Raw genomic sequence first — 1,262 nt, 5'->3', positions numbered from 1 at the left:
TTGCGCCAGGTCCGCATGTCCGGCCCGCTTGCCCGCCTGCCGCCCGCGAGACCGTCCGACGGCGTTGTCCCGTGGGCCGACCGGCCCGGGGTGATTTCGGAGTTGCTCATGTCGGACAGGGGGATCGCTCGGGTCGTCCGCGCCGCCGCCGCACCAGGGCCACCGGTACCCGGCGGAGATCATTGCCCATGGTGTGTGGCGGTACTTCCGCTTCCCCCTGTCCTTCCGTGAGGTCCAGGAGTTGATGCTCGCCCGCGGCGTGCTCGTCTCTCACGAGACGGTCCGGTGCTGGTGTGTGAAGTGCGGGCAGGGCTACACGTGTCATGTCATCGCTGGCTGCGCGGGCCCCCCGGGCTCTGTCCGCTCGGTGGCGACCTGCCGGCCCTGGTCGCGCTCGGCGCGGTCCCGCCCGATGCGCTGGTGTTCGGCGCGCTGGCGTGCGGCCTGCTCACGGGTGATCACTTCGGTGGCGGCGCCGACGGCGACCGCGATCGGCCACTCGACGGCCTCGACCACGGCCATGGCGCCGAGGAGGCCGTAGAAGGCCAGCTTGCGGGGCGAGGGGAGGATGGACGTGGCCGGGCGGGCGGTGGAGAACATGTCGCCCGGGGTGATGTAGGGGATCGGAACCCGGGCGTGCGCGGTACGGAATTGCAGCACCTTGCCGCCCGTCCGCTTCTCCTCGGGGTGCTCCGTCGGGGGCTGCTGTGGTTCCGGGGTGCGGGTCTCCGCGGTCTGGGTCCCGGCCTGTGGCGGGGCCGGCTGCTGCGGTGGCTGGGTCTGTGGACCTGGGGAAGTCATCTCCGTCCTCTCCTGCCGTGGGGCGTGAGTGGCGAGGGCTCTTCCTGGCCGCCTTCCATCAATGCACGCGAATAAACCCGTCCGAACGGACAATTCGGGCAGCCTGGTCCGGGGCCGCTCAGGCGTGTGCGGCCGCCGGGCGCCCGCTCGTGTCGAAGGTCTTCCAGAGCTGGACAACCACTCGAACCGCGGCGGCCTCGAGCAGGGCGACCGCCACCTGGGTCAGGATCGTGGTGAAGATGTGCGGCATGATCCGCCGCCTTTCGTGTGTGTCGTGCCGGGGACGACTCCTTTGTCCGCTGCGAGGTCGTCCAGCGGGCTACGCCCAGGTGTGCTGCGGGTGAACTTCCCCCCGTGCGCCGGCGACGCCCCGGACCGCGAGGGGCACCAGCACCGAGCCCGCCGCCGACGCCAGCGCGATCGTCCAGGCCGCGGGGCCCAGGGGCCGGCTGCCGAAGAAG

2 protein-coding genes and 1 pseudogene are annotated in these 1,262 nt (G+C 71.9%); 1 reads left to right on the top strand and 2 read right to left on the bottom strand.

Annotation, left to right across the window (positions count from 1 at the left end):
* Positions 1-178 precede the first annotated feature (178 nt).
* Positions 179-307, top strand: a pseudogene (locus AB0I73_RS41395) (IS6 family transposase); the annotation flags it as partial.
* Between the two features lie 14 nt (positions 308-321).
* Here the strand turns inward: AB0I73_RS41395 and AB0I73_RS41390 are convergent.
* Together AB0I73_RS41390 and AB0I73_RS41385 are read right to left on the bottom strand one after the other, a co-directional pair.
* Entirely contained in the window at positions 322-801 is a 480-nt protein-coding gene (locus AB0I73_RS41390) for a hypothetical protein (RefSeq protein ID WP_363045531.1), read from the bottom strand.
* Between the two features lie 118 nt (positions 802-919).
* Entirely contained in the window at positions 920-1,051 is a 132-nt protein-coding gene (locus AB0I73_RS41385) for a hypothetical protein (RefSeq protein ID WP_363045530.1), read from the bottom strand.
* Positions 1,052-1,262 lie beyond the last annotated feature (211 nt).

The organism is Streptomyces sp. NPDC050388, assembly GCF_040655635.1.
GTDB lineage: Bacteria > Actinomycetota > Actinomycetes > Streptomycetales > Streptomycetaceae > Streptomyces.
The sequence above is the reverse complement of the archived record's forward strand: the minus strand, read 5'-3'. Positions and strand labels throughout refer to the sequence as shown.